Below are 21,054 nucleotides of genomic sequence, written 5' to 3' on the forward strand. Positions count from 1 at the left end.
AAGATGTACGAAACCGTGACGAGTATCGACCAATTGTTGGATCGTTTGCAAGACTATCAGCCTGACGCTGATCTTGGCGTGGTACGGAAGGCGTATGAGTTTTCCGCGAGGGCGCATGAAGGACAAGTGCGTCGATCCGGAGAGCCCTATGTGAGGCATCCTCTGGCGGTGGCTGGGGTGTTGACGTCCTTGAAAACCGACGTCACCGCGGTTGTGGCCGGACTCTTACACGATACACTGGAAGATACGGTCGCGACGGCCGCGGAGCTTCAGCGTGAATTCGGGAATGAAGTCGTTCATCTCGTCGATGGGGTGACCAAGATCGGGAAGATCACCTTTAAGAGTTCAGAAGAAAAACAGGCCGAAAATTTCCGCAAGATGGTGCTCTCGATGGCGGACGACATTCGCGTCGTGATCATCAAACTGGCCGATCGTCTCCACAACATGCGAACCCTTGAACATCTCAGCGAGAAAAGAAGGCAAGAAATCGCACAAGAGACGGTAGAAATCTATGCACCGTTGGCGAATCGCATCGGGATCGGATGGGTCAAGAATGAACTGGAAGATTTGTGTCTGAAACATCTCAAGCCGGATGTCTATGAAACCTTGCGAGTGTGCGTGGCGAAGCGCGACGAAGATCGTCAGCAGTACATCCATGAGGTGCAGGCACTCGTTGAGAGGGCGCTGAAAGAGAATGGGCTTGTCGGAGGGGTGTATGGGAGACCGAAACATCTCTACGGTATCTACCAAAAAATGAAGAAGCAATCGATCTCCTTCGAAGAGGTGTACGATCTCACCGCCTTGCGCATCATTACGGATACGAAGATGAACTGTTATGCGCTGTTGGGTGTCATCCATTCGTTGTGGCGACCGCTGCCGGGTCGCTTCAAGGATTACATCGCGATCCCCAAATCGAACCTCTACCAATCTCTCCATACAACCGTGGTAGGGCCGAAGGGGGAGCACGTAGAGTTTCAGATCCGCACGGAAGAAATGCATCGCGTGGCTGAGTACGGGATCGCAGCGCATTGGAAATATAAAGAACAGGGGAGGGTGCAGGATAAAGATAGTAAGGCCTTCGGATGGTTGCGGCAGTTCATCGAATGGCAAAAAGATCTGCCGGACAATCGCCAATTCATGGATTCCGTGAAACTTGAGCTGTTCCACGACGTGGTCTATGTCTTTACGCCCAAGGGAACCGTCAAAGAACTGCCTAAAGGGGCCACGCCGGTAGACTTCGCCTACGCGATTCACACGGAAGTCGGCGACCACTGTGTCGGGGCGAAAGTCGACGGGAAGATCGTTCCGCTCAAACATGAACTGGCGAGTGGCGACACCATCGCAATTCTGACATCGCCAAACCAGACTCCACACAAAGATTGGCTTAAGTTCGTACGCACGTCACGGGCAAAGACAAAGATCAAGCATTGGATCAAGGCGGAGGAACAGAAAAGGAGCTTGGAAATCGGTCGGCGTTTGCTCGAGGCGGAGGTACGTCGCCATGGTCTAGCGCCGGCGCAGGTGTTGAAGTCTGATTCCCTTCTCGAGGCTGCGAAACAAGAGGGTTATGAAACGATCGACGACCTAGCGGCGGCTGTGGGATTTGGAAACGTCGCAACGGCTCAAATCTTCGGAAAATTGATGGCTCCGCTATCCGCTGCTGCTCCAATTCAATCCGAGCCGGCCAGTGCTCGCAAAGTCATCAGTACGAGAAGAGAGGAGCCGGGCGTCCAAGTGAAGGGGGGACGCGATCTGTTGATGCAATTGTCGCGATGCTGTAATCCAGTTCCCGGAGACAGGATCTTGGGATACATCACGCGTGGAAGAGGTCTCACGATCCATTCGGTCGACTGTCCCAACCTGGAAGCCTTGGATTATGATCGAGAACGTTTGGTGGAAGTGGAGTGGGATACGGCCACACCGAGTCAGCATGCGGTAAAAATAGCCGTCATTGCGGCGGATAAGACGGGAGTGTTGGCGAACGTCTCCTCAGCGATCGCCGAATGCAGAGCGAATATCAGCCGAGCCGAAATCATCACTCGGGAAGACCGCAAGGCACAGCTGGATTTTGTCATCGAAATCGCTGATACAGCTCACCTGAATCGAGTGCTGAAAACCATCGAACGGGTAGAGGGCGTCATTACGGCACGGCGCGTTCGGTCTTGGCAGGAACGATCCTAAAGACAGTGTGCCCAGAGAAGACGCTAAGGCCGGCCGAACAGCAGTGTTGTCCCTTTCTCAATCTTGTACCCGTCGACTGTACCACCCCCAATTTCGAGCACATACATCGCATCATCACTGTTGGGGCGGTATTGAGGACAGGAGTCGTCGGTCTTCGTGCAAATCGGAACATTGCGTTCGATATGGATGACCCGTTTTTTGGCGTCGAGCCAAATCAGATCGAGTGCGATCTTGGTGTTTTTCATCCAGAATGACCAGGCTTGCGGCTGACTGAAGAAAAATAACATCCCATGATCTTTATTCAAGTGATCCCGATACATCAAGCCGACGGTACGCTTCAATGGCGTATCGGCGATCTCGGCATGGATCGTGATGCCCGAGGGAGTCTGGATATGTATGAGCCCTCCGTCAGAGGCGTTGGATGTCGGCATGCCGAGAAGGAGTGATCCAATGAGCGGCATGGAACACCAAGAAAAGCGAATTACATTCCCGAATGGCATGGGGTGCATCGTAGCCATCCGGCCCAGATCAGTCAAGGAACGTATTGGAGCCGTTGCGAGCAGACGGCGTTTCCCTTCCCTCAATCTTGCAATCCTTTCGGGCAATGTGCCATTCTCAGCCGCCGGGTGAAAGAGGGAATCATGCAGGAAAAACGACGCGTGTTATACAAAAAGGGGGTGTTCGTCTGCCCTGGATGTCGCCAGTCCTATGTTCAAGAGAAATGGATCGAAGAATGGCGGATTCGGTGCCACCGCTGTACCTACCGTGGAACTCTGACAGAAGTGTCGGTTGAGGAGCATATGGAGGAAGAGACGTTTCGTCGCTGACCCTTCCATAGGCTTTCATCCGGAACCTAACGTTGTGTCGCCATACCCCACGAAGACGCATGCTTCAAGTGAATCACGGCATCTCCTGGCCGTCGCGTTGACGTTGGTCACGCTTTGCACCGGCTGCGTGTCCAGGTCATGGGCGGACGAATCCTCGCCCGCGATCAAAATCCTTGTGGCTTATCATTCGCTCTCGGGAAACACGGAGCGCATGGCGGAAGCAGTGGTGGCGGGAGCAAAGTCGGTCTCCGGTACCCAAATTGTTTTGAAGCGTGTAGGACAAGTAACCGCGGAAGATTTGTTTTCTGTCGATGCGGTCGTGGTCGGCTCTCCTGTCTATTGGTCCAACATGTCTGGAGAGGTGAAGACTTTCTTCGATAATTGGCAGTTCAAGTTCGGCGTCTTTCCTGAATTCAAGATGAAAAATAAGGTCGGAGCTGCCTTTACCTCGGGAGGGCAAGTTTCAAGCGGGAAAGAGATTACGATGTTGACTATCCTTGCCGCGATGCTGGGAAATCAAATGATTGTGGTGAGCGGTGGTGGAGCCTTTGGAGCGTCTGCCACAACCGAGGGTGAGAGTCCGGGAATCGATGACAAAGAGCTCGCCGAGGCCGAAGCGTTGGGCCGGCGTGTTGCCGACGTGGCGAAGCTCATCAAAGGTGGGGCTTCCCGTTGAACTATTCCGAATGGATGAGTGCCGAAACCTCTGCTGCGAATTGACCTGTCAAGGAAGCGCTGGACCTACCGCTCCACGATGCCGGGCGATGCTCCTTGGACAGCGAGATCGACAAACTCATGGATGTTTTTTGCGCAACGACCGCAGCTGCCGCTCTGCTTGAGGCCAAATTTGGACTTGAGCTGACAGGGCATCACACACCCTGCTCGCCCCGCATCTCGAACATCTGATTCTGTGATTCCTCGACACAAGCAAACAAACATTCAGTCACCATTGAGCGATTATGAGAAGCATTATCAGTGTGCCATTGCAGAACGATTCTGTCAAGTCTTCTCGTGCAGTCTTGTCATGTGTCGGTTTAACCGTTATTCATCAGTGAGATAGGGTTACGAGAGGGTTTCTTCCAGCTGCTGCACCATGTCCTTAATGGTATCGAACCCTGACTGCCAAAAGGAGGCGGATGTCATATCCACGCCCAATTTGTTGAGAATGGCCTGGGGTGATTGAGATCCTCCGATGGCAAGCAGGTCCAGATACTTTGGGACAAATGATGCCCCTTGCTCTTTGTACATTCTGTATAAGGCCAATACGAGCAGATTGCCAAAGCTGTAGGCGTAGCAATAGAATGGACTGGCGAAGAGATGGGGAATCATGAGCCACTCCCATTGAAACTCGTCCGGTACTCGTACGGCTTTGCCGAATTGCTGTCTCAGCTCTGAGAGATAGGCTCGTGCCAGTTGGTCTCCTGTGGCCCCTTCCGCCACCATTTGATGCGCTACTTGCTCGAATCGAATGAAATAGGCCTGCCGTAGCACAGTTGCATAGATGTCATCCAGTTGACTCAGGAGCAAGCCTTGTCGAACGGTTTTGCTGTGCTCGTTCGACATGAGGGTGTCAGAGAGAATGCATTCGCCGAAGACGGACGCTGTTTCCGCCAGTGGAAGGGTTGAATGGAAAGTAAAGATCGAATGGTCTTTCGCCATCATTCCATGGATGGCATGGCCGAGCTCATGGGCCATGGTGGCGATGTCTCGGGCTTCTCCGGTGTAGTTCAACATCACATAAGGGGTCAAGCCCGGCACCACGCTGTGGCAATATGCGCCCCCCAGCTTGCCGGGACATGTGGGCCCGTCGATGTGTCGATCACGAAAGACCTGCTCGGCCAACTCCGCAAGCCGGGGAGAGAAACCACGATAGGCGCCTAGCACCATGCTGACGGCGTCGGCATATGCATATTTCTTGGTATCTGCCCGATGGGGAGCGTAAATATGATACCGATTCATGGGGGAGATTTTGCAGATCTTCGCCTTCAGTTTGAAGTAGGTCTGGAAAATCTCCGCATTCTTGGCACAGGTGGACAACAGCACGTCGACGGCTTGGTCCGGCACATCATTACCGAGGTTGCGGGTTGCGATCGGGGAAGCAAACCTACGGAGTTCGACGTTCTCAGCTTTCCAGTCGTTCACGAGTGTCCGATATATCTCTCCGAGCAGGTCACGTTGGGTTGAGAACACGCGATAGAGTTCTCTGTATGCAGCCTGGCGGATGGATGCCTTTTGGCTTCGCACGTGGGTCATGAGTTCTTCGCGGTTTATGGTGCGTGGCTTCCCGCCGATCTTCATCGTGAATGTCAGTCCGTTGGTCACGACGTCATAGAGTGTGTTGACGGCACTCCGACCGGTCACATTCTTGATGTTGATGATTTTCTCCTCCGATTCAGAAAGTGTGTGAGGTGTGTAACGCCTGATGGTTTCCAGGTAGTATCGAAGGTCGCCGACGTCGGCCATCAGTCTTGCCGCATTCTCCTTATCTACCCCCTGCCACCAGAGGTCAAGAAAGAGCAGGCGATTGTTTACGGCGGTGAGCCGCTCCTCCACCTGCGACTTAAACGAGCGTGCTTTAGTGTTTTTGGTGTTTTCCGAAAACCAAAGGTAGGCGAATGCGCCAAGCCGGGCGGAGCTCTCCGCGATCGACTCGGTGAGCGTCAGGATCGATCGGAAATCAGAACCCGCCATTGTTGCCTGGAGCCGAGGACGAGCCGACTCAACCTGCACGACCTGCTCATCAAGCGCTTCCAAATGCCGCGCCAGGTCGTTGAGAGGGTTCTTGACTAGATGAGTGAGATCCCAGCGGTCAGACACCGCCGGGGATGAAGTCTTCTGCCGAATCGGATGTCTCGCGATCATGCCCAATCTCCTTTGCGTAGCTGCCCCAGGGCGAACAGGTTGCATCCTATCATCCGGCTGTGCCGTGATTGGAGAAAATGATCAGAGCCCAATGGATGCACAGCCGCGTTGACAGTCAGTCGCCGGGGTGTAAAGATTGTTTTCACGGACTGCAACATGAACGACCACGAACTGCATCGTGTTGTCCAATATGTAACTGCAAGCACGTCGTATGCGCGGGACACGGTGTCGGACATCCTTCACACAGGTCTCGGAGAGCTGTCTGCCTTGGCCGCGCATTCGACCAGACCCTTCGAGCGGGAAGCGCTCCTCGAATATGTTTCACAATGGACGATCAAACGAACGGGACAGCCTGAGCCGTTGGTGCGGGAAGTTCTGGGGTGCGCGGGTCGATGGCTGGATGAAGTGTACGACCAATGTGTCGCTCGACAACCGGAGGTCTTGGGCGAGTCACCGGATGACGACGAAGGCGACGAGCCGGTCGCATGACGGTCGGTGGTGCCTTGTGAGGCGTATCTCGCCGCGGTAACATCAGGACAAGCTATCAACGTGTTTGACGGACCACAGCGGGAAAAGTGATGGCACGATGGCGACCGCGACGAACAGTGAAGCTCCACTCCGGCTTGCGTGAAGTCTATGGTACACCCGTCGTCGTCATATCCTGGAAGCGCCATTCCCAGCAAGACCTTTCTCACCACCTTGATGACCAATGGAACATGCTCAGTCGGCACTGTATCGATCATTCAAGTCATCTTCGGCTCGGGCGGCTTCTTCATCGCTTGGCCCATCATGATCTCGGCGTGCAGGAATCTGCGATGGCGGAACTGGAGCTGGCCACCCAGCTGATTCGCGTCGGACACCGAGTCACGTTTCTTCCTGAGTCACAAGCCAGAACGGCCGATTTGGAATGCCGCCATGGATCAGAACGGTTTTTTGTGGAGGTGACGGCAATGGTAGGCTCGGCTGAACAACGGCGGCTGCCTGTACGTGGGATCACGAGTGACGAGGGGCCGGAAGAAGAAACGGATCGCGGCGTGATCTTGACCCACCGAATCTTAGCGCGCATCAGACAAAAGGCGAAGCAGCTTGCCGACTATTGCGATCCGGTCATCTTGAGCATTTCCATACCACGGGCGGATCTGCTGGGAGGACGTCAAGGTCGGCGGGAGCAGATTCGAATGGATCTGAAGGTGCTGGCCGGCTCCACAACAGTCGATCTGATGAAACTTCGACAGCTCAGTGCCGTATTGATCTCACTGTGGGACGTCGAGCCGCTTCCCTCTCGAGCGGCGTTGAGGCTTGCCAATGTGGACTTAATTGAACGAGCCAATCATCAGCGTACTCAACCGCGTGTGCGCATGTTTATTCAGAACCCCGCTGCCGCCGCGTCGCTGAGCGAGCGACAAGCGGAGGACTTCCGCCTGATTTTCTGATGGAGACCATCCGCAATCGATTTCATCAAGGACCAGGAAAAACTCCCGGCACCTTTTCATATCCCGGTACCGTTTCATACCCCACGCTGTCGCCATCGAGTCTCCTCTCCACTGTGTGGAGAAGCGTCTTGATCCTGCTCTTATAGCGAGAGTGGAGAAGATTGGTGATGGGGCTCACCAGGAACCGTCCTCTCAACCGAGAGGATTGATAACTCCTACCTGACATCGTCTGGTAGGAGTTGATTGTGGAGCCCCTGGGTCGGGTTGCTTCTGCTTCGTCCTTTCTCCATTCAATCGCATATCCGCTTGTGCGGTGCGACTTCCGTTCGGAAGTGTCAATTTGTCACGCCCGCTCAGTACTGTCCCAACGTTATTCGAACAAGTCAGCTGTTTTATCTGAAATGTGGTCGATGTCTTCAAGCACGGCTTATGCACATAGTTAGGCTCAAGGTATTTGTTCACTTTGTTCACATAGAGTTCGGCGATCGTGAAGGCCGGCAAGATGTGCTCCCACGATGGACCTCATCGCAAGGTCGTAAGCCGTCCATTTACGGTTACGGTTCAAGTCGACGACAGACGAAATCATGTGTGGTTTTCCCCAGTCAAGGAGGTTCGTATGAGAGCGGTAGTCATGGGTTGTATCATCACGTGCGGCTATGTGCTGCCCGAGTTGCTGCCGGCCGTGTATGCCGGTTTGTTGTGGAAGGTTTGGCTGCAGGCGGTAGGTGGAGTGAGCTCATGACGATCGAATAGCCTCTTCCCGCAAATAGACTGCTGGGACGCTTAAAGCAGGTCACACAGAATCGAACGAAAGGGGTGTCTATCGAAAAAACTTCTGTATCTACTCTGCTGTCGGAGGCCAGAGATCTTCAGAGTCCAGAGCCTTCTGTCGTCCGTCTGTTTCCTGACGGAATAGGAGGATACGATGAGGCTCTGGATATGGTTTTCGATGATACTGCTCTCCGCGCTGCTTGCGGGCGAGGCATGCGCCGATCTTGATCCCTTCGAGTTTCAGATCTACCCTTATGAAACCGGTGGCAAAGGGCATTTCGATCCTCAGCTGTTGTCCAGTTTCGTGGCGTCTGGGTTTCGGGAACCCGGCCGCGGTACCTCATCGGACAGCACATTCGCCAGTCAATATATGACGCGGATGGCTGCTGAATTCGAGTATGGTCTCACCAAGAAGATTGACTTCGCTTATTATCTGAATGTGGCCATTCCAGGGTCTCCCCTGATGGCTCCTCAGTATGCCGGCTCGAAGTTCCGACTGCGCGGCCGGCTTTTTGAAAAAGACGTGCTGCCCGTCAACTTGGGATGGTATGCGGAGATCGAATGGTGGAACAAGCAGTTCGAGGATAACCTCGTGGAGGGAGAGATCATGCTCGTCGCTCAAAAGGATATCGGTCGTTGGACGTTCATCATAAACGCCCCAGACTTGGACCACGGCTTGGTCGGAGCCGATACGGGCAACTGGTTTTCGTTGGGCTATCGAGCCGAGGTTCGGTATTGGGTCAGCAAAAAGCTGACTCTAGGGCTCCAGCCTTATGGGACGATCGGCCAACTACAGGATCCGCACCCGCTGCCGGATCAGCAGCACTATATCATGCCGGTCGTGCATATGATGCTCGGAGAGGTTCCTGCGAGTTTTGGCCTGGGGTTCGGTCTCACACCCAATTCCGATCTGGTGATTTTTAAGGGCAATTTTTACTTTGGAGGGGCGGGGAGCCTAGCACGAGATATTCGGCTGTGGCGTTAGTTGTGCGTTGGCTATGGGCTAAGGATTTCATCGTTCTCATGGGCCACGACCATAGCACTATTTCCGGCTGAATATGCCCAATCATCACTTTCGGGTATTGTAAATTCGACCTCCGGATCGCTCATATCGCTGAAAGACAGCGACGGCTTCATCTCGGCAGAGATCTCTGGTTACGGTAATCCTACGTTGCTTCAGCTCCGCGATCCAATTCTTGGGTTTGGGAGCTTCGTCGAACCCGATCGATGTTGCATCGGATCTTCGTGCGCCGCAAACGACTTTTGGGACACCGGACCAAATGATCGCACCGTAACACATGGCACAGGGTTCACAACTCGTAACCAGTTCGAGCGTCGGCATGCCGTCGGTCCCCAGGTCGAAATGCCTCAGGGCTTGGTGTGCATTCGCGAGCACCACCATTTCGGCGTGGGCGAGGGAACAGTTGGAGGGTTCCACGACATTTACCCCGACAGCGATGAGCCGGCCCGTTTGAGACTCAAATACGGCAGCTCCGAATGGCCCACCGGTTCGAGCAGTGACGTTCGTGAGGGCGAGTTGGATCACGAATCGCATGCGATCAGCAGCCGTCACAATCGGCTCTTGCCGGCGGCGCGCGACCGAGATAGCCCAAGGTGGAAGGCGAAAAAGGAAGCTGGATGAGGGACCGGACCTCACGATGGGAGTGACAGCTTCAACGCTTCGAGGTTCTTTGTGACCATGGCGTCGCCGTTTTTTGTTGATACGTCGATGCCCGTGACACAAATGGTTCGGCATTCATCCAGGCGTCCCAGTTTTTGGAGTGACTGAGCGAGTGCGAGATAGGCGGCCGAATAGGTCGGTTTCACGGTCACGCACTGACGTAGGGATTTGGCGGCTTCCTCGAAAATGCCATCATCCATATAGGCTTTTCCCAAGCCGAACCAGGCCACATCATCATTCGGGTCCATGGCAAGAAGTTTCTTGAGCGGTTCAATTCGAGGGTTAGGCATTAGCACCTATCCGGATCACAGCATTGGAGTGACCGTAGCATGGGCTCGCCGACGTTGTCTATGGCGTTTTCTGCATGATAGTCTGACACGTCACAGGTGGTTGTGATGGGGAAAACTGGTCTCGTCTATCATTCAGCCTATCTTGAGCACGATATGGGACCCGGGCATCCGGAGTCTCCTCATCGACTGCGTGCGATCATGCAACGGTTGGAGCAGAGCGGGACTGTGGCTCGTCTGGTGAGAATTGAACCTCGAAGAGCCGAGGAGGAATGGATTACACAGGTCCATGCCCCCAACTATGTTGCGGCGCTCAATCGAGAAGCGCCGGCTACCGGCCGAGTGTCTCTTGATCCTGATACGTCGATGTCGCCCGGCACGCTGAACGCCGCTTACCTGGCGGCTGGGGGAACCTTGGCAGCGGTCGATGCCATCATGGGTCACCAAGTTGACCATGTGTTCTGTGCCGTTCGGCCTCCCGGCCACCATGCCGAAGCCGGGCGGGCGATGGGGTTTTGTTTCTTCAACAACGTGGCCATCGCCGCGCGCTATGTCCAAAAGAAATACGGGCTCAGCAGGGTATTGATCGTAGATTGGGACGTCCATCATGGGAATGGAACGCAGCACAGTTTCGAGGATGATCCCTCCGTGTGCTTTTTTAGCACACATCAGTATCCGCACTATCCCGGCACGGGCCGAGGAACCGAGCGAGGCAAGGGGGCGGGGGTAGGATTGACAGTCAACGTCCCGATGGAAGCAGGGGAGGGCGATGAGGAGTACCACGCGATCTTCCTCAAATCGCTTGTTCCAGTGGCCGACGCGTTTAAGCCCGAGTTCGTCATCATCTCAGCGGGATTCGATGCACACAAGGATGACCCGTTGGCCGGCATGGGTTTGACGGAGGCAGGATATGCCGATCTGACGGAAATCGTTGTCGGTATCGCCAAACGACATGCGAAAGGCCGCATCCTGTCTTCTCTCGAAGGCGGGTACAATCTGACTGCGTTGGCTCACTCAGTGGATGCGCACATCACCGCGTTATTAAATGCTTGAATCACGCTACGGTGAACTGTATAGAAAGAAGACATCATGCAGCATCCGTTATTGATCGATACCGAAACGCTTCAGCAGCAATTAGGCCGGCCCGACCTCGTCATCATCGACGTGCGCGGTAAGGCGGCGTACGAGTTCGGCGGACATATCCCCGGAGCCGTGCATTCGACATGGCATGAGTACAGTGATCCTAGCGCCGTGCCGAAGGGATTGCTCAACCCGGATCTCGGCCGGATCGAGCAAATCCTCCGTCGGTTGGGCATCAATGAAGAGAGCGACGTGGTCATCTACTCCAATCCATTCGACAATTGGGGCGATGAAGGGCGGATGTTTTGGATGTTGGAATATCTGGGCCACAAGCGTCTGCGCATTCTGGACGGGGGGTGGGTGAAGTGGACCGCCGAGAAGCGGCCGTTCGAACATGGACATGTGTCTCCTCCGATGGGAAATTTCAAGGCTCAACCGGTGCGGGCTCTGATAGCGTTGAAGGACGATTTGAAAGGCCTCGTCAAGGAGCCGCATCCTCAGACGGCCATTCTCGATGCACGCAGTGTTGAGGAATATCTTGGGAAAGAGGTGTCCGGTCTCCCACGGTCCGGTCACATTCCCTCAGCCATACATGTGGCGTGGAATGGCTTTCTGAACAAGGATGCGACCGTCAAGGATCTCTCCGTGATCAAGGAGATGTTGGAAGCAAAGGGGGTAGGGAGCGAGCAGGAAGTCATTTGCTACTGTACCGGCGGTGTGCGATCGGCTTGGCTCTATTTCATCCTCAAGCTTGTCGAGTACCCGAAGATCAGCAACTATCCGGGATCGTGGTGGGAGTGGAGTCGGGACTTCGCCTGCCCTGCCGAAACAGATCTTCATGCGCTCCAGAAAATCCTCGGGTTTAATCCGGCCTCCAAACCTGCTTGACAGCTTGATGAGCGCTGTGTAAATGTAAATTCACAAAATTTCTTCATGTGACCCTGCGAATCTTCAACCATCAAGGAGGCAGCCATGATGAGAAGAATTGTTCGTAGTGCGAGGTTGGTGCTCGGGCTTGGCGTGGCGTTGGTTGGCACTCCAATGCTGAACGGCATGGCTCTCGCCGGACATGTCACAGATTCGGTTGATCATGCAAAGGCCGCCGTGTCGCACGGCAAGGAAGGACACGCGGATGTCTGTGCCGAACATGCAGAAGCAGCGCTCAAGCATGCGCGGGGTGAGAAAGTGAAGAACCCGCATGTGGATGAAGGTATCAAGCACCTAACGGAAGCCGTACAGCATGGCAAGGCCGGACATGCCGATGCCTGTACCGAACATGCCGATGCGGCGGTCAAGCATCTGGCTGAAGTGAAGCAAACAGGTGGCCCTTGAGGATATCATGGCCTTATGCCGATGGGACGGCCAAGCATCTGGCTGAAGTGAAGTAGTCGACGAGAAGCAGCCACGGCTGCTGTAAGATGCCTTTGTTGAAGCGGGCAGGGACACAATCCCTGCCCGCTTTTGTATGAAACGGAGTCTACGGTGCGAGTCGGGTTTTACCAATTCGATCCACAGTTCGGGGAGGTGGCCAAGAATCTGGAGATGGTCACGGCCAAGCTGGACCAGGTGGACGCGGATCTTATCGTGCTGCCGGAGCTGTTCGCCTCCGGCTATCAGTTCCTCTCACAGGAGGAAGCGCAACAGCTCGCTGAGCCGGTTCCCGACGGCCCGACGGTACGTCGTCTGATCGACATCGCAAAACGCCGCAAGATGCATCTCGTGGCGGGACTCCCTGAACAGTCCAGGGGCCGCTGTTACAATTCCGCCGTGATGGTGGGCCCGTCTGGTTTTCTTGGGTGTTATCGGAAGACCCATCTCTTTGACGAAGAGACGCAGTGGTTCACTCCGGGTGACTCAGGATTTCTCGTGTGGGATATCGGGCCGGCGACGGTCGGTATCATGATTTGTTTCGATTGGTACTACCCGGAGGCCGCGCGCACCCTAGCGATGCAAGGGGCCGATATTATTTGCCATCCATCCAACCTGGTCTTGCCGAACTGTCCGGATTCCATGCCGGTCCGGTGCCTCGAAAATCGGGTATTCGCCGTGACGTGCAATCGCATCGGCAGCGAAGCGCGGGGCGGCAAGGAGCGCCTGACCTATATCGGCCAGAGCGAAGTGGTCACACCCAAAGGCGTCATTCAACATCGGGCGTCTCCTGACCGAGAAGAGCTGACCATCGTTGAGATCGATCCGGCGCAAGCCCGCAACAAAAGTTTGAATCGCTACAACGATCTGCTTCGCGACCGCCGCGCGTCGCTATACAAGATGTAATCCCGGGCACACATCCTGGTAACGCCCAGTGCTTGCGCAAGTTGCATGAGCAGAGTAGGATTTTGTTCATGAACGTCGAACTCCGTAAAGGCATTTTTCTGATCGCTGCCCCGAGCCTGCGTGATCCGAACTTTCGCCAGACCGTCGTCTTGCTGTGTGAGCACGGGTCTGAAGGAGCGCTCGGCGTCATCGTGAATCGTCCCACTGCTATGTCCATCTCCGAAGCTCTCCCACAGGTTCCGGTGATCGAGGGATCAGGCCATGTGCTCTATGCCGGTGGCCCTGTGCAGACGAATCAAGTGATGCTGCTCTACCGGGGCGATCAGTTTCCGGACAATGCGCACCACGTGTTCGACGGCGTCTGTCTTGGCGGGGACGTCGGCATGGTCGAGCGCATTCTCACCGGTGCCGGGACGACAGAATTCTTTCGCGCCTATCTTGGGTATTCGGGATGGGGACCAGGCCAGCTGGAAAATGAGATGCAGACCGGATCGTGGATCACCTTGCCTGCGGACCCGCAGGCGGTGTTTGAAAAAGATCCGACGCGTGTCTGGGGGGATATCCTCCTCACGCTGGGCGACGCGTATCAGCCATATGCCGACATGCCTTTCGATCCCTCCTGCAACTGAATGTTTCGGGGAGTTTCTGCGGCAGAATCCACCACATCATCGTTGAAGCTTGCCGTGCCGAATGGTAGGGTTCACGGCTGATGCAATCCTTCCTCCCCCCCTGTTCTGTCCGGCTCCGGGAAGTTGCATTGGTCATCGCAGCCATGGCGCCGGCACTATTATTATCCGGCTGTGGCGTCGGTTATACGATCGTCAAATCAGAGGCGAAACTGGATCGATTGTCGGTTCCCATGACCAAAGCGCAGGTCCTGCAAGAAATCGGAAAACCGGATCGAATTATTCGTGACGATGGACGGTTGCTGGTCTGGGAATATTCGTTGACGACGAGGAAACAATGGCTGTACGAGATGGCTTATTGCCCGATTTCGGTATGGTTCGGCGGGTGCATCCTGTATCCCTTTACGAATTTCGCGTCGGATCAGCACGAGTCTCCGCACCATGTGGTCTTGGTGGATGATGAACTCTGTGCCTGGGGACCCCCGGCGGCTATCCTTCAGCGGCGGCGCGTCTGCGTCACCGCCGGCGGAATGACATCGACACGATATGGACGTGGGGTTCGGCCGGAACCGGTGGTGACCGGCAACGGGCCGATCAACCGCGACACGATCGACCAGTATCGTACGATGGCTGTCATGCTGTTCAAAGACGCCGACGGCGCTCCGGGAACCGGCTCACGCGTGGCGGGTATCGTGACAAATCTCATGCTGGATCTGGATGTGCATATAGTTGAACGGTCCAAACTGGACGACGTGTTGAAGGAACAGGTGATCCAACTGACCCATGCCGACGATGCGGATGCCCTTGAGGTGGGTAAATTGATCGGTGCTCAAGCCATTATTGTCGGAGAAGTGCAGCAGTGGGAACGGCGTGAGCAGGAACGGGCCCATAGTGTCTCGCTGACCTTGCGGATGATCGACGTCGAGACGGGCTTGTTGTTGTTCAGCGGTCAAGGACATCTGACCGATCCGACCACCGACAATCCTGAAGGCTCTGCTCGGCTGATTGTCCATAGGATGCTTGCCCGATTCGGTGCGCAGACCGGTTTGTTGGGATCCGGTCAGATCGGCGTGAGTTGGGAGCTGCAGGGGGACGATGTGAGTCGATTCTATGTCGTCAAAGAATTAGGGAGTGGGACGCCGGCGGACAAGGCCGGACTCAAGGTCGGTGATCGTGTCACCGCATGCAATGGAATTCGGCTGGTCGACGCCGAGACTGAGCGGGAAGCCAAACGATTCTGCCAGGTTGAGGCTGGACAGGTATTACAACTCAATGTGCGACGTGCCGATCAGTTGCTCGTGATTGCTGTCACGGCTGAGAAGCGGCCCGGCTTATAATAAACGCATCCCCACAACGTGTCATAAAGGAGGAACCGTGCATCAGTCGGATATCTCTGGGTCCGGGACTCAGACTTTCTTGAGAAAGTTGCATGAACGTCCGCATCAGCCGGTTGGGAGATGGTTGCGTGCGCCGGCCCATATGCACTACGAAGCGTTTCGGATGTCCGACCCGCCGACGCAACGTCCAGCCAGCCGGTCGGAATTCCAATCGCTATTGGAACATTTTAAGGTTCCCGCCGAGACGACTGATCTCCGGGAAAATTTCGGCTACGGTATCAAGGAATCCGAGGACGGCGATCGGCTCATTCTCATCTGGCAGGCGCATACGGAATACTATAACTACCAACTCTGGCATGTCCCGTCGCAAGCGAACGGAACAGTGACCTTCGGACCATTGAGGTTTCCGGATTACACGTTTCCTCTGGAGCCGCTTGGGTCGATGGTCTGCCGATTGGACATTCTTCTGACGACGGGCATGCTGCCACCGCGGAGCGAATTGCGTGGGCTGATGCCTGGCCCCGTCTTGTACGGAAGTCGAATCTTCAATGAAGAGACATGCGTCGCGACGAGCTTTACACCGGACGACCAAGGGCGAGAGCGGTACTGGGTCGGCGTCGGATCGTCGCAAGGCGATCCTTCACGTCTGAAAGACATCGTCGATGCCATTGTGCGGATCGAGACCTACTATCATTTGTTGTTGATGCAAAAGCCGCTGTCCTCCGCCGCCATCGACCAGGTCTATAAATTTGAGCAGGTTCACTTGAAGCAACGAGAAATCATTACGTCACACATCGCGCGCGCAAACTCGGAAATCTTGCAGCGCTGGCTGAATACCCTCACCCAGGATCTGTTGAAGACGAACCGTATGGCGGGAAAGCTGCACTTCGAGTTGTCCGCTTCGCTACCCTACGACAAGATCGTGCATACGACGCTGACGTCCATTGCCGAGCATCCAATGGACTCCTACCGTCCGATCTCCGATTATGTGTTGGGAGGCATTACGGGAGTTGCGGAAGGCTATCAGCAGCTCTTGCGTCGCATCGACACGCTCCGCGGCGGCTTCGAGGGCATCATCGCGATCATTCGGACCCGCATCGACTTGATCGTGGAATCGCAAAACCTCGCACTGCTCCAAAGCGTCGACAAAACGACCAAGAGTCAAGTGATCCTGCAACACACGGTTGAAGGCTTGTCCGTGATCGTGATTGCCTATTATCTGGCGGGGCTTGGCGGATATGTGTTCAAAGGGTTACAGGAAATGGGTTGGCTGAGGAGCGCCAACCTCGCCTTGGCGATTTTTGTTCCCATCGCCATCGGCCTGGCCTTTCTCGTCACGACGGTGAGCAAGAAATATCTGCAGAAGAAGCTGGCAGACGAGCAGCCGGCAATGAAACAGGACAGGTCCGACGAATAGCTCCCAGCCAGTGGTGACTCATTGTTGTACAATTGTCCGATCCCACATAATGGAGTCTACTTGTTGGAATAACGATCACCCGGACATCATGCTTCCAGGAGTGCCTCCTTTTCGAAGCCTCCCACGGAAGTATCGACCACTCGTATATTTTCTCATCCGAACTACGAAATGTACTGGACCTAAACCTGTCGTCTCCGCTGGGTGTACAGGGAGAACCATCATCTCCGGTTCGATCTGCCCGTTATCCGAGAGCACGAAGGCGTGATGAACCGTTCGCGTGGGGTATCAGATTTGATACACCCCCTGAATCTCATTCGATACATGTCCGAGTCATTTTGGGACGTGCACATCATGGCAGGAGAAAACTTCTCACAAATCCTACGGTGCTCAAAGTAAAGAGATACGACTGATCGCATCAAGCACGTCATCTTTTATTATCTCACTGGCACCCTACTTGCTGTAGGCAAAATGACGTCACACAAGAGAGCCTAGCAGTGATCGACTTCTGTCGGACTCAGTTAGAGCCCATGCAAGGTGGGTCACCCAAGAAAAGGAGGTAATGGTCTGCTGATCTGCAGGCGTATGAATCGTATGACTTGTTAAGGGGCTCACCATTCTCGCGGTAAGGATCGATATCCGCATCGATTGTTGCAAGGTTAATAATTACATGAATAGGAGTTATGACGATGGCGAAGGATCTTTGACCATTAACACAACTTGTCAGAACGTGGAAGAACGAACCGACCCTACCGGGTCATGGATTGCCTCCGGCTGTTGCCCGGGCCTTATCCAGTGGCCGGACGTCAGCATCAATCTGATGGAGAAGGTCGTCGAATAGATTGATCTTATCAACGGATTGCGGCGGAGGAGGACGTTCAATTCGCCGTGCCTCATGCTCTGAGAGATCTTAACCTCAGAGCGAATACCACTAGCTAATGGTACGGGTAATATGAATTCACCATGAAAGGATTTCACTATGGCATTGATTGACGATATGAAAGCCCTGTGCGATCGTCTGGCTCCCTTGGGCTGGCGTGACGTGCTGTTGAACGTGACTGGGGGGCAGCTCGATATTCTGAAGCCCACGAGTGCTGCACTGAAGACGGAACTCACGAAAACGCTCACGACTATTGATCGGACTGTAACGGGATTTACCGACTTCGCTCTTTCCGGAACCAGAGCAGTTACAGCAGGATCGCCCGCGAATAGTCTGTTGTATCACGCATTGGCGTCGCCGAACGTGACTACAGGTCTCAGTGGGTTTCCGACGCTCAAGGAACTCGAGACGGTAGAAAATCATGTTTTTGGCGTTCAACCACCGACGCTTGGGAGTTTGAAAGCCAGGGCTGGGCTGACCGGATCACAGCGCCTTTCGGTGGTGCTGTTTGCATACGAGTATCGGCCGGCGCGTGATACCTGTGCTCGCCGCCAAGCCGACATGGTGTTCTCGCGAACAGGCATTTCACGGGTGGGCACAAGGCCGGCTAGGTACGATGCGAAGAATCGTGGGTTTCAGGCGCAAGTTGCCGATGATCCGTTCGCATTCCATGTGTGTCCGACGAGGTTCGCGGCCTTTCTCGCTGTACAGAAGAAAGGGAGCGACATCACACTCATGCGTGCCGGGCCCGGCGACAATACCCGTGATTTCTGGGTGCCGATCCATAAACTCTTCAACGGAACGGAATGTATTGCTGGTCTCGATCTGCAGGTTGAACTGTCTGCTTTCCATTATAACGATAAGATCAGACGGACCCGTACCGTTACCTTACGAATGACGAGAGTTCCCACCACTGCGCCGTTTCAATTTTCAACGGGAATTGCGGAACTGTCTACCGACGCCTCGTTTGGCACTGGAATCGTCATACCGGTACCCCATCCACGGCTAGTGGAACCGGCTATGGTGAATGGCCGGTTATTGACCTATAGGGTTCCGCCGGGGCAGAAAGCGTTTGCCGCACTGGAGCCTGGAGCTGCTCAGGGCGCCGATGGATCAGAAATACGTCCCGCACCAGCCTATGTGCATGCCCGAACGCAGGTGCGTAACGGTGCGTTGATCGATCTGAATAATGATCCCAACAGGCCCGATGTGAACGCCACTGTTTCCACCGGAAATTATCGAGCGCTCCACTACGTGGATTTCACCGGGGACGGTCAGGTCAGTGCGAGTGTGCCTGCGCTGACAGGAAAGCCTGAGGTGGCTGCGACTGTGGTACCATGCTATTCGTTGGTTGCGGCGCCTGATTTTTTCACATCAGCTGGCCAGCGGGAATTATTTGAGAGCGTACCTGATGACTTCTGGGGGGTGCCGCCGGTGCCATTATGCGATACACGCCTTCCAGCCAATCTCCAGATGCCCGGGAACCGGTTTAGCGCTGCGGAGAAGACCATCTCTGCGGTGGTACCACTCTTAGCTCCAGCACCGACCGGGGTCACGATTCCCCAGTCTTTGGATGCCGATCGCTATTCGTGTTTGCCGGATGATTGTGCCGGGGTCTTCGCGCCGGGGTGGGATGTCAGCACCGATCGCACTCGTGTCTCCGGTGCCCAAGTGCAGCACCTGGCAGCCTACGGCCTTGGCAGCCCGTTCCCGGAGGATGCCAAGCTATGCGCGGCGCTCAGTACATTCTGGCCGGCGGTGGCGCCGGATGCATCCAGAGCGATGTCGCCGAACACGGGGAATCCGGGTCTACGTGCAACAGTGGCACCGCTTACCGACGAGGAGATCGGGCAAGTGGGCGCACTTCCTTGGGATGGTGTCGTCGGCCCGAAGATCAGCACGTTCGGCGGCGTTGAGTTTCTCGATTGCGAGAAGTTTTTACATGTGGACTACGTGAAAAACGCCTTGGAAGGACGCTTCACGCCGCGACTTACGACCCAAGTCTCGAGTGAAGAATATCGTCTGCGGATGCAGGCGATCGCGAGATGCTACAGCATTGTGGGCGACGATCGGAACCTGCGCTTTGTGGTCTCCTTCCGTAAGGTCAGTGCCGGTGATCCAGAATTGCAGCGCGCGCAATTGGATACGTCGACGGTTTTGATCGGAGATGTCTATCGAATCGACATGATCTTAGGCGGGGAGGATACGGAACAGCCGCATCCGAGCGACTTCCGCCGTAGCCTGCTCCCGATCCAAGATCGGCAAATATTTCTGGTCGGTCCACGGACCGATACGGCGCTTCGCAAGCGGGCTGATCAAGCTGTGTGGTCGCGCGTGTGATGCGTGTCGTGATTATAGGCGGCGGCCCCTCAGGAGCCGCCGCCGCGCTCACGCTCCTGGATGCGCAGATTCCTGTCACCATCGTTGAGCAGAAATCATTTCCGCGATATCGTCCGGGCGAGACGTTGCATCCGGGTATTGAGCCGCTGCTCGACCGGTTAGGGGTTGCCGACCATCTGCATGAGGCTGGATATGTCAGGCATACAGGGATATGGTCTGGATGGGGCGGCGTGACGCAATTCGTGCCATATGGCGGAGATACGAGCGGGCCGTGGAGAGGCTATCAGGCGATTCGTGCGGACTTTGATCAGCGATTGCTTGAATGCGCCGGTGCGCGTGGTGCGACATTACTGACAGGCAAAGTGTCAGGGGTGTTGTTCAATACGTCCGAGGAGGTTGCCGGCGCGATAACTTCCGAGGGGCCGGTGCAGGCAACGTACGTGATCGATTGCAGCGGCGGCGCTCATACACTTGCACGGCAGCTTCGCATTCCCATCGTGCGGTATACACCCCAATTGATCGCACGCTTCGGCTATGTCAATGGGTGTTTCGATCACCCATTGCCGTCGATTCGTTCAGATCAAGAGGGGTGGACATGGATCGCCGAAGTCGAGCCGCATCGGTTTCAGTGGACTCGCGTGACTGAAATGCATAATCGACCTGATCGAACGTGGATTCCACATTGCCTTCGAGATCTTGAAGCCGAACCGTCTCGCAGTGCGGACGTCACATGGCGTATGGCGAAAACTGTGGCCGGCCCGGGCTATTTCCTCGCCGGCGATTCGGCCGCGGTGCTTGACCCATCATCATCACACGGTGTTCTACGCGCCATCATGTCGGGAATGATGGCGGCGCATTTGGTGGTTCGACATTTGTGCAATGGGACCGGTGCGCAGATATGCGCTTCGACGTATCAAGCGTGGCTGACCAGATGGTTTCAGCATGATGTGGAAGAAATGAGTCGCGCCTACCGCACGGCGAACTTGTTCGGCTTTAACGGCTGAAGTAATACAATCCGATTCGATTGAAGTTGGTCGGTGACCTTAAGCTTAGCGAAACAA

21 protein-coding genes and 1 riboswitch are annotated in these 21,054 nt (G+C 55.1%); of the genes, 16 read left to right on the forward strand and 5 right to left on the reverse strand.

Annotated features, from left to right (window positions below; translation table 11 throughout):
* Window positions 1-3 precede the first annotated feature (3 nt).
* Window positions 4-2,181, forward strand: a complete 2,178-nt coding sequence (locus P0120_09495) for a bifunctional (p)ppGpp synthetase/guanosine-3',5'-bis(diphosphate) 3'-pyrophosphohydrolase (GenBank protein MDF0674549.1) — start codon at window positions 4-6, stop codon at window positions 2,179-2,181.
* 23 nt (window positions 2,182-2,204) lie between these two features.
* Here the strand turns inward: P0120_09495 and P0120_09500 are convergent, their stop codons facing one another.
* Window positions 2,205-2,612: a DUF192 domain-containing protein gene (locus P0120_09500; GenBank protein ID MDF0674550.1), complete on the reverse strand. Its 408-nt coding sequence runs from the start codon at window positions 2,610-2,612 to the stop codon at window positions 2,205-2,207.
* A 210-nt stretch (window positions 2,613-2,822) separates the two neighbouring features.
* On the opposite strand from P0120_09500, the gene P0120_09505 reads away from it, so the two are divergent.
* Both P0120_09505 and P0120_09510 read left to right on the forward strand, forming a co-directional pair.
* Entirely contained in the window at window positions 2,823-3,008 is a 186-nt protein-coding gene (locus tag P0120_09505; GenBank protein ID MDF0674551.1) for a hypothetical protein, read from the forward strand.
* Window positions 3,009-3,183: 175 nt separating this feature from the next.
* On the forward strand, window positions 3,184-3,684 hold the full coding sequence (locus P0120_09510) for an NAD(P)H-dependent oxidoreductase (GenBank protein ID MDF0674552.1): 501 nt from the start codon (window positions 3,184-3,186) through the stop codon (window positions 3,682-3,684).
* A 65-nt stretch (window positions 3,685-3,749) separates the two neighbouring features.
* Here the strand turns inward: P0120_09510 and P0120_09515 are convergent, their stop codons facing one another.
* A complete protein-coding gene (locus P0120_09515) occupies window positions 3,750-3,947 on the reverse strand; it encodes a (2Fe-2S)-binding protein (GenBank protein MDF0674553.1) in 198 nt (65 codons plus the stop codon).
* A gap of 123 nt (window positions 3,948-4,070) precedes the next feature.
* Window positions 4,071-5,870 carry a M3 family oligoendopeptidase gene (locus P0120_09520; protein MDF0674554.1) on the reverse strand — a complete coding sequence of 600 codons (1,800 nt, stop codon included), beginning with the start codon at window positions 5,868-5,870 and terminating at the stop codon, window positions 4,071-4,073.
* A gap of 156 nt (window positions 5,871-6,026) precedes the next feature.
* On the opposite strand from P0120_09520, the gene P0120_09525 reads away from it, so the two are divergent.
* The 4 genes from P0120_09525 (at window position 6,027) to P0120_09540 (ending at window position 9,059) form a co-directional block, all read left to right on the forward strand.
* A complete protein-coding gene (locus tag P0120_09525) occupies window positions 6,027-6,359 on the forward strand; it encodes a hypothetical protein (GenBank protein MDF0674555.1) in 333 nt (110 codons plus the stop codon).
* Between the two features lie 89 nt (window positions 6,360-6,448).
* The gene (locus tag P0120_09530; protein MDF0674556.1) at window positions 6,449-7,303 is read left to right on the forward strand and encodes a hypothetical protein; all 855 of its coding nucleotides are present in this window, start codon (window positions 6,449-6,451) and stop codon (window positions 7,301-7,303) included.
* A 154-nt stretch (window positions 7,304-7,457) separates the two neighbouring features.
* Window positions 7,458-7,528, forward strand: a riboswitch (Fluoride riboswitch).
* 391 nt (window positions 7,529-7,919) lie between these two features.
* Window positions 7,920-8,045: a hypothetical protein gene (locus P0120_09535; GenBank protein MDF0674557.1), complete on the forward strand. Its 126-nt coding sequence runs from the start codon at window positions 7,920-7,922 to the stop codon at window positions 8,043-8,045.
* Window positions 8,046-8,228: 183 nt separating this feature from the next.
* Window positions 8,229-9,059 (forward strand): hypothetical protein, encoded by an 831-nt coding sequence (locus P0120_09540; protein MDF0674558.1) that lies wholly within the window; start codon window positions 8,229-8,231, stop codon window positions 9,057-9,059.
* An 84-nt stretch (window positions 9,060-9,143) separates the two neighbouring features.
* Here the strand turns inward: P0120_09540 and P0120_09545 are convergent, their stop codons facing one another.
* Together P0120_09545 and P0120_09550 are read right to left on the reverse strand one after the other, a co-directional pair.
* Complete coding sequence (locus P0120_09545; protein MDF0674559.1) at window positions 9,144-9,647, reverse strand: nucleoside deaminase; 504 nt, start codon at window positions 9,645-9,647, stop codon at window positions 9,144-9,146.
* Between the two features lie 80 nt (window positions 9,648-9,727).
* Window positions 9,728-10,045, reverse strand: coding sequence for a CDC27 family protein (locus P0120_09550; protein MDF0674560.1), 318 nt, complete (start codon window positions 10,043-10,045; stop codon window positions 9,728-9,730).
* 105 nt (window positions 10,046-10,150) lie between these two features.
* On the opposite strand from P0120_09550, the gene P0120_09555 reads away from it, so the two are divergent.
* The 9 genes from P0120_09555 to P0120_09595 all read left to right on the forward strand — a co-directional run bounded on the left by P0120_09555 (window position 10,151) and on the right by P0120_09595 (window position 20,997).
* Complete coding sequence (locus P0120_09555) at window positions 10,151-11,095, forward strand: histone deacetylase (protein MDF0674561.1); 945 nt, start codon at window positions 10,151-10,153, stop codon at window positions 11,093-11,095.
* 36 nt (window positions 11,096-11,131) lie between these two features.
* Window positions 11,132-12,010, forward strand: coding sequence for a sulfurtransferase (locus P0120_09560; protein ID MDF0674562.1), 879 nt, complete (start codon window positions 11,132-11,134; stop codon window positions 12,008-12,010).
* A gap of 84 nt (window positions 12,011-12,094) precedes the next feature.
* Window positions 12,095-12,454, forward strand: a complete 360-nt coding sequence (gene smbP / locus P0120_09565; protein ID MDF0674563.1) for a small metal-binding protein SmbP — start codon at window positions 12,095-12,097, stop codon at window positions 12,452-12,454.
* Between the two features lie 150 nt (window positions 12,455-12,604).
* Window positions 12,605-13,396 carry an acyltransferase gene (locus tag P0120_09570; protein ID MDF0674564.1) on the forward strand — a complete coding sequence of 264 codons (792 nt, stop codon included), beginning with the start codon at window positions 12,605-12,607 and terminating at the stop codon, window positions 13,394-13,396.
* 68 nt (window positions 13,397-13,464) lie between these two features.
* Window positions 13,465-14,025: a YqgE/AlgH family protein gene (locus tag P0120_09575; protein ID MDF0674565.1), complete on the forward strand. Its 561-nt coding sequence runs from the start codon at window positions 13,465-13,467 to the stop codon at window positions 14,023-14,025.
* A gap of 80 nt (window positions 14,026-14,105) precedes the next feature.
* The gene (locus P0120_09580; GenBank protein MDF0674566.1) at window positions 14,106-15,359 is read left to right on the forward strand and encodes a PDZ domain-containing protein; all 1,254 of its coding nucleotides are present in this window, start codon (window positions 14,106-14,108) and stop codon (window positions 15,357-15,359) included.
* 37 nt (window positions 15,360-15,396) lie between these two features.
* Complete coding sequence (locus P0120_09585) at window positions 15,397-16,776, forward strand: DUF3422 family protein (protein ID MDF0674567.1); 1,380 nt, start codon at window positions 15,397-15,399, stop codon at window positions 16,774-16,776.
* A gap of 976 nt (window positions 16,777-17,752) precedes the next feature.
* Window positions 17,753-19,993 (forward strand): hypothetical protein, encoded by a 2,241-nt coding sequence (locus P0120_09590; protein MDF0674568.1) that lies wholly within the window; start codon window positions 17,753-17,755, stop codon window positions 19,991-19,993.
* Window positions 19,993-20,997 (forward strand): tryptophan 7-halogenase, encoded by a 1,005-nt coding sequence (locus tag P0120_09595; GenBank protein MDF0674569.1) that lies wholly within the window; start codon window positions 19,993-19,995, stop codon window positions 20,995-20,997. The genes P0120_09590 and P0120_09595 overlap by 1 nt, the downstream gene beginning before the upstream one ends.
* The last annotated feature ends 57 nt before the right edge of the window (window positions 20,998-21,054 follow it).

The organism is Nitrospira sp. (genome assembly GCA_029194675.1).
Taxonomy (GTDB): Bacteria; Nitrospirota; Nitrospiria; order Nitrospirales; family Nitrospiraceae; genus Nitrospira_D.

Coding starts and splice junctions, on each gene's coding strand:
- P0120_09560 (MDF0674562.1), top strand. CDS start 11,132: ATGCAGCATCCGTTATTGATCGATACCGAAACGCTTCAGCAGCAATTA.
- P0120_09540 (MDF0674558.1), top strand. CDS start 8,229: ATGAGGCTCTGGATATGGTTTTCGATGATACTGCTCTCCGCGCTGCTT.
- P0120_09595 (MDF0674569.1), top strand. CDS start 19,993: ATGCGTGTCGTGATTATAGGCGGCGGCCCCTCAGGAGCCGCCGCCGCG.
- P0120_09590 (MDF0674568.1), top strand. CDS start 17,753: ATGGCATTGATTGACGATATGAAAGCCCTGTGCGATCGTCTGGCTCCC.
- P0120_09520 (MDF0674554.1), bottom strand. CDS start 5,870: ATGATCGCGAGACATCCGATTCGGCAGAAGACTTCATCCCCGGCGGTG.
- P0120_09500 (MDF0674550.1), bottom strand. CDS start 2,612: ATGCCGACATCCAACGCCTCTGACGGAGGGCTCATACATATCCAGACT.
- P0120_09495 (MDF0674549.1), top strand. CDS start 4: ATGTACGAAACCGTGACGAGTATCGACCAATTGTTGGATCGTTTGCAA.
- P0120_09555 (MDF0674561.1), top strand. CDS start 10,151: ATGGGGAAAACTGGTCTCGTCTATCATTCAGCCTATCTTGAGCACGAT.
- P0120_09530 (MDF0674556.1), top strand. CDS start 6,449: ATGGCACGATGGCGACCGCGACGAACAGTGAAGCTCCACTCCGGCTTG.
- smbP (MDF0674563.1), top strand. CDS start 12,095: ATGATGAGAAGAATTGTTCGTAGTGCGAGGTTGGTGCTCGGGCTTGGC.
- P0120_09575 (MDF0674565.1), top strand. CDS start 13,465: ATGAACGTCGAACTCCGTAAAGGCATTTTTCTGATCGCTGCCCCGAGC.
- P0120_09550 (MDF0674560.1), bottom strand. CDS start 10,045: ATGCCTAACCCTCGAATTGAACCGCTCAAGAAACTTCTTGCCATGGAC.
- P0120_09535 (MDF0674557.1), top strand. CDS start 7,920: ATGAGAGCGGTAGTCATGGGTTGTATCATCACGTGCGGCTATGTGCTG.
- P0120_09580 (MDF0674566.1), top strand. CDS start 14,106: ATGCAATCCTTCCTCCCCCCCTGTTCTGTCCGGCTCCGGGAAGTTGCA.
- P0120_09525 (MDF0674555.1), top strand. CDS start 6,027: ATGAACGACCACGAACTGCATCGTGTTGTCCAATATGTAACTGCAAGC.
- P0120_09515 (MDF0674553.1), bottom strand. CDS start 3,947: ATGTTTGTTTGCTTGTGTCGAGGAATCACAGAATCAGATGTTCGAGAT.
- P0120_09505 (MDF0674551.1), top strand. CDS start 2,823: ATGCAGGAAAAACGACGCGTGTTATACAAAAAGGGGGTGTTCGTCTGC.